Consider the following 6,000-nt stretch of genomic DNA (forward strand, 5'->3'; position numbering starts at 1 on the left):
CTCTACAAAGTTTTAGATACTGCAATGATGAATTAGTTAAAAACTAAATGTTGTCCGCACAACTCCTACATAAACAGGATCGTTGCTGTTATTATGATCGGGACTGAAAATTGCATAAAATCCTGGAGTAATAGTGATATTGTTGTTAACAGGATATTTGTACTGTACTTCCACAAGATGAGAAGTATCTTTATCAGCCGGAAAACCTTTGACGTAGCCAGCACGAGGTAGCTGACCTCCTGCTAAGGAAAGAATACCGCCTTTTTTGCCAACATCAAGCACAGAAAAGTGAGCATTCCAGTTCCATATTTCGGCTTGAGAATCAATTCCCTGTGCATTTGCTTGAGAGTAACCTATCCAACCGCCAGCCTGGAACTTATTGTTAATTTGCCAATCTGCATTTAAACCAAAGCCGTCTTGACTGGCTGCGGCCTTTCCTTGAAAGGGATCTTTCCCAATAGGACTTCCGGTACTACTAACAAGGTTGACTGAGCCTTGATTATAGTAGGTGTGCAAATAGGCCACACCAAAACTTAGATTCTCAGTAGGTTTGTAATTTAGTTGTAAACCTGTACTAAAATTGCTATTGAAAAAGCCCTGATTGGGGTCACTAGTCTGACTCGGCTCGGTGAGGTAAAGGGCTATTAAATCGGCTTTCTTGCCCAATTGATATTGAAATCCTACACCTGCTCCTTCGGGTCCTCGATGGGTAGAAGGATTATAACGATTAAATCGAGTTACTGTTCCTGTGCCACTAGGGTTTAAATTGGGATTGTATGGATTGAAAACGTCATCAATATCTAAACCTGCTGTACCTATCCAGAATTGGATTTTTTTTCCATCACTCCATCTGTAGTAGAGTTCATTGAGTAAAATACTGTTGTTGCTCCCCGCATCAAAAGATGTCCGACTCATATCAGTACCAGTCACCCCAGATAAATTGGGAACATTATTGGCTTGCAGACGAATTCTCAGTAGATCCTTCCCTGTAAAACTGGTATTAAGATTGAGTCTGACGCGATCGCTGAAAGTTACTTCCCCTTTATCCGTAAAACTTAGCGCAAAGATCCCTTCTCCTTTTAACTGAGTCGTTGTAGAAAACTGATTCTTTTCCAAAACATCAGTTCTCTCCTCTAATTTGCTAACTCTTGCTCCAATAATTGCTAATTCTGATTTAAATTCCTGATTTAGACGACTTAAAGTTTCTAGGTCTTCCTTTGTAGCTAGGTTAGCTGTTCCAGAATCAATCAATTGTTGTACTTGCTGTAAACAAGTATCCAAAGCTGCTGCAAATTCGTAACGAGTTAAAGCTCGATTACCCCGAAATGTCCCATCAGGATATCCAGCAATACAACCATAACGTTCCACCAAACCCCGTAGTGCTTGATAAGCCCAGTCGCCTGGTTGCACGTCTTGTAACTGGCTGACATTGGTAATTTGATTAAGAGAATCAGAAGCATCTAAAACTAAAGTCTCTTGAGCTAAAACCGCACTTGGCAATATCAAAACTATAATGGCTTGGAAAAACAGACGAATTATTTTCTTCAACATCACTCCTCCTACTTCTTGAATTACTATCTTCCGTGCAATTTATTAAGTAGAGGTAGTTAATTAAACACGACATACAAGTTGTCAAGTGGGTATTGCCCAAAAACAGCTTTTTGTAAGGCGAGTAACATTTAGCATGGGCATTGCCTAGCTTATATTTAATTAGCCCCCTCTGACTTGAAAATAAGACCCCACCCCTAACCCCTCCCCGCTTGCGAGGAGGGGAATAAGAAGTTTTTTTCATCCCCCCTGGTGTACGCAGTTGATGATGGCTACTTAATTAAGTATTGAGATCGAAGCCAGAAAATATGCAAATGATGTACAGCTTTGATTTGGTATGGATGTCAGAACTTCTCAGACCTCTCCAACAAAGGCTGTAGAAATCTCGGAGACAACGTCTCTACAAGGATTCTAGGCAACGCACCTTTAATTTATGGAGATGTTTATTAAATTTCTTGCATATTTCTCCATCTTGTCAAAAATTACTAAACTATTTTCTTGAATGTTGCATAAAAAAATCTATTTTACACAATAACTAATAAACCATAAAATATTAATACCAAGGTGTATATATGCTGAAAAAAGCTTTAATTATCCTCTTGGCAGGAACAAGCTTATCTATCTTGAATCTGCAAATAGCATTAGCAGAACAGGCAAGACCTTTTTTGAGATCGAAAACTTTCTATCCAGATGTTTGCTCAATAGCATTAGAAGGAAAAGTTTACTATTGTAACTATTTAGTTATGGGTTTCCTCAGCAATGGTAATGGCAATATCCAGTTGTGCGATAACAGAAGCAATTGCTTCATCTTGATTATGGGTTTAAATGCATCTGATAAAATCCTCAACGATCAACCTTTTTCTATTACAGACTTAGCGTGGAAAAGAAACAATGAAATTGTCAATAGGTTTGAAGGATATCTCGACTGTGCAGTAAGTACGGAAGGAATTGGATGCATTGGAACCTTAAATGATGGTAAGTCTATTGCCATCTACACAAAATAGTCATTGTTTATAGGCAATAAATGGTTAGAAATTCTGGTTTTTGTAATGTATTTAAGACATTTAAAAACCCAGAATTTTCATTATTCATTAAAGCATTACACTTTTACTGATAACATGGAGAAAAACAATGAATACCATACTTGGTAACGGCAGTTTTATCAATAACCACAAAGTTATTGAATTAATAAGGATAGGAAATATAGCTAATACCTACTTAGCGAAAGATCAAGATTCAGAGGAATTTGTTATTATCAAACAATTTGCCTGTCAATCTCCAGATCCTCAACAAGTCGAAAAAGCGCAGGAATTGTTTCAACGAGAAGTTAAAATTCTTCGTCGGTTAAATCACGATCAAATTCCTACATTAATTGACACATTTATCTTGCATAATCAAGCTTCATTCTTGGTTCAACAGCATATTGAAGGAGAAACCTATCATGAATGTGTTTTTGAAAGACAGGAAGAATTTACCGAATTCCAAGTCAGACAATTTTTATTAGACGTTCTTAAAGTTTTAATATACGTTCACTTCCAAGGAATCACCCATCGAGATATTTCTCCTGATAATATTATGTGCCGTAAACAAGACAAAAAACCAGTTCTTATTGACTTTGGGTGTAGTAAACAGCCAATAAACCAATTGAACTCAGGTTCATCATCGACAAGAATTTTCAAACCTGGCTACACACCTCCTGAGGTACAAAATGGAAATCCTGAATATAGCAGTGATTTGTATTCTTTGGCTGTGACAGCTTTAGTATTATTGACGGGTAAACGGCCAGAGGAATTATTTGATCTTAATACTGATGAATACAAATGGTCAGAAATCACAATTAGTGCTGAACTTCAAAAAATCTTAAGGAAAATGCTGCAAGTCCAAATAAATGCACGTTATCAAACTGCTAAGGAAGTATTCGCAGAATTAAAATCATTATCATCTTCATCTTCATCATCTATAAGAACGCAACAGACTCTTGCTCACATAACATCCTCTTCTTCGGCAAAAAATAAGCGATGGAAAAATCGGTTTTTATGGCTAACACCCTGCTTTGCAGTGGGATTATTGATTGGGGTTACTAGATTAATACCAGTCGTATTTCCTCCGTCAGCCAAAATGACAACTGGCTTCTTATACAAAAATATGACACCAGAGCAAACACAAATTAATCAATTAATCAACTCTCAGCAATTTTCTTTAGCTATTTCACAGTTAGAACAATATCGTCAAAAAAATCCTCGAAATGACCAAGCTATCATTGTGTTAGAAAATACTAAAATTGGCTCAAAGAAGTCAATTAAAATTGCCGTAGTTGCGCCAATAAGTGATGATTTAGATAAAGCTGAAGAAATGATTAGGGGTTTAGCGCAAGCCCAATGGGAAGTTAATGCAGCAGGCGGCATTAATGGGCTTCCTATGAAAATAATTCTTGTTGATGATTCACAAGACCAAAATACAGTCAAAAAAATAGCCCAAGCAGTTGCTAATAATCAAGATATACTGGGAATTATTGGGCATTTAAGTAGTGATAATTCTATGGCTGCAAGTGATATTTACCAAAAAGAAAAAATCTTAATGATTTCTCCGACTGCGACTTCTACTAACCTTACAGGTAAAGGTGACTACATCAAACGAACTGTAGTGAATGATGCCATTGCTGGCGGTACACTCGCTAGGTATGTTAGTCAAAAATTGCAGAAAAAATCAATAGCTATTTTCTATAATTCCCAAAATAATTATAGTAAATCTCTCCGACAATCATTGATAAATGAATATATGATTGAGAAAGGGAAAATAGCCTATGAAGCTGATTTCTCAGATCCAAATTTTAGAGCCGGAGCGATGGTTGGACAAGCCAAAACTGCTGGATCTGACGTAATAATGTTAGCGGCTGATTCGTCTAAATTGGATAAAGCATTACAAATAATGCAAGCCAACAGTAAAAAACTTCTCTTGATCGGAGGAAATTCACTGTATATTAACGAACACACTTTAAGTATAGGCTGTGGTGATTCCCAGGGGATGATTTTAGCAGTACCTTGGAATGTTAAAAATCATCTCAATTCACCTTATGTAAAAACGGCAAGTAACTTGTTTAAGGCGGAAGTCAGTTGGCGTAGTAAAATGAGCTACGACGCATTATCAGCAATTATTTCAGCACTAAAAAAGACTCCTAACCCCACCCGTCAAAGTCTTCAAGAAACCATATCAAAGCCAGATTTTTCTGCCCCAAGTGGTGACGAAGAAGTAGTGAAGTTTGATCGCCAGGGCGATCGCATTAAACCAGTGGAACTTGTAACCGTAACCTCCAAGGGGGATATGTGTACATTTGAGCCTATTGAAATTAGGTAGGAATAGCAGAAGTTAATAATGCCATACAGGATGTAGCGCGATGGTGGGGCTAAACAAAAATATCTTTGTTAATGGAAACACTCAAAAAGTGCCATTTTGTTTACTCCCTGCTTCTCGACGACCATTCTCAAGGCAACGGTTAGATTCTCGCTAAATTAAGCAATATTTTATGTAAGTCCTACGCATTTACTCTAACAATAGTGAATTTTAATACTAGAAATAACAAGAATAGCCAGATGGACAATAAATAAATAGCCATTAGGTCTATGTCAACTCATACAAAGCCTTGTAAACAAAATTTACTCATTACTTATTAACTCATCCCATATTTGGTTAATTTTGGCGTTTATTGCATCCATTGTGATGGATTCCCCTTCATGATTAAGACGCTGACAGGCTTCATAAAACAAAATCATTTGCTCTACCTGTACGCCCTCGGTTCTACCTCTTAACGGGTGACAAGACGGTTGAAGATGAGATGTGGCAATAATTTGAGAAAATAAGGGGGTAAAAAAAATAGAGACAAGGAAGCCCCAAAGAAAAAAATGTTACCACAATCATATGAAACAATTTTCCGAAAGCATTTGAGTGAACAGCAGTATTTGACGTTAGAAATATTGTTGTTATTAATACAAGCTCATCGCCAAGTAAAACTGTCGAAATTGGCCAGCTTGTTTCCCCAACCAATTAAATATGAAAGCAGGAAACGTAATCTACAAAGATTTTTAGGAATAGGTAAACTCTGCGTAAAATTATTATGGTTTCCATTGATAAAATATTGGATTAGACAATCTTTAACACCAAAACAACTGAATCGAGAACAGCACCGTTATTTTCATAAATTATATAGACTTTCTGTTAGTTTTGTCTATTTATGGGTAGAAATTATCTAGCTGTCAGCAGCCCCAAATTTAGCAAGTTTACCCTCTTTAATTGACAGTTTATGAGCATCTGGATAGGCTTTTTCCAAAGCTTAGGCATAAATATACAAAATATACAAGTAGCGATAGCTTTATTCGTAGTAGTCATCGCTAAAAAATCGCCACCGAAAACAAAACCCCCTCTAAAAGAATAGAGGAGGCTTTGTTGTTAAATAAT

The 6,000-nt window shown here is 36.8% G+C and carries 3 protein-coding genes and 1 pseudogene; 3 read left to right on the forward strand and 1 reads right to left on the reverse strand.

What is annotated here, in order from left to right; all coding sequences use genetic code 11:
- Positions 1–36: 36 nt before the first annotated feature.
- Positions 37–1,551: an iron uptake porin gene (locus FJR08_RS18825; protein WP_168634188.1), complete on the reverse strand. Its 1,515-nt coding sequence runs from the start codon at positions 1,549–1,551 to the stop codon at positions 37–39.
- A 569-nt stretch (positions 1,552–2,120) separates the two neighbouring features.
- On the opposite strand from FJR08_RS18825, the gene FJR08_RS18830 reads away from it, so the two are divergent.
- The 3 genes and pseudogenes from FJR08_RS18830 to FJR08_RS18840 form a co-directional block, all read left to right on the forward strand.
- Positions 2,121–2,552 carry a hypothetical protein gene (locus FJR08_RS18830; RefSeq protein ID WP_168634189.1) on the forward strand — a complete coding sequence of 144 codons (432 nt, stop codon included), beginning with the start codon at positions 2,121–2,123 and terminating at the stop codon, positions 2,550–2,552.
- Positions 2,553–2,679: 127 nt separating this feature from the next.
- Positions 2,680–4,902 carry a bifunctional serine/threonine-protein kinase/ABC transporter substrate-binding protein gene (locus FJR08_RS18835; RefSeq protein ID WP_168634190.1) on the forward strand — a complete coding sequence of 741 codons (2,223 nt, stop codon included), beginning with the start codon at positions 2,680–2,682 and terminating at the stop codon, positions 4,900–4,902.
- Positions 4,903–5,447: 545 nt separating this feature from the next.
- Positions 5,448–5,747, forward strand: a pseudogene (locus FJR08_RS18840) (IS4 family transposase); the annotation flags it as partial.
- Between the last annotated feature and the right edge of the window lie 253 nt (positions 5,748–6,000).

It is taken from the genome of Dolichospermum sp. UHCC 0260, assembly GCF_009711985.1.
GTDB classification, from domain to species: Bacteria; Cyanobacteriota; Cyanobacteriia; order Cyanobacteriales; family Nostocaceae; genus Dolichospermum; species Dolichospermum lemmermannii.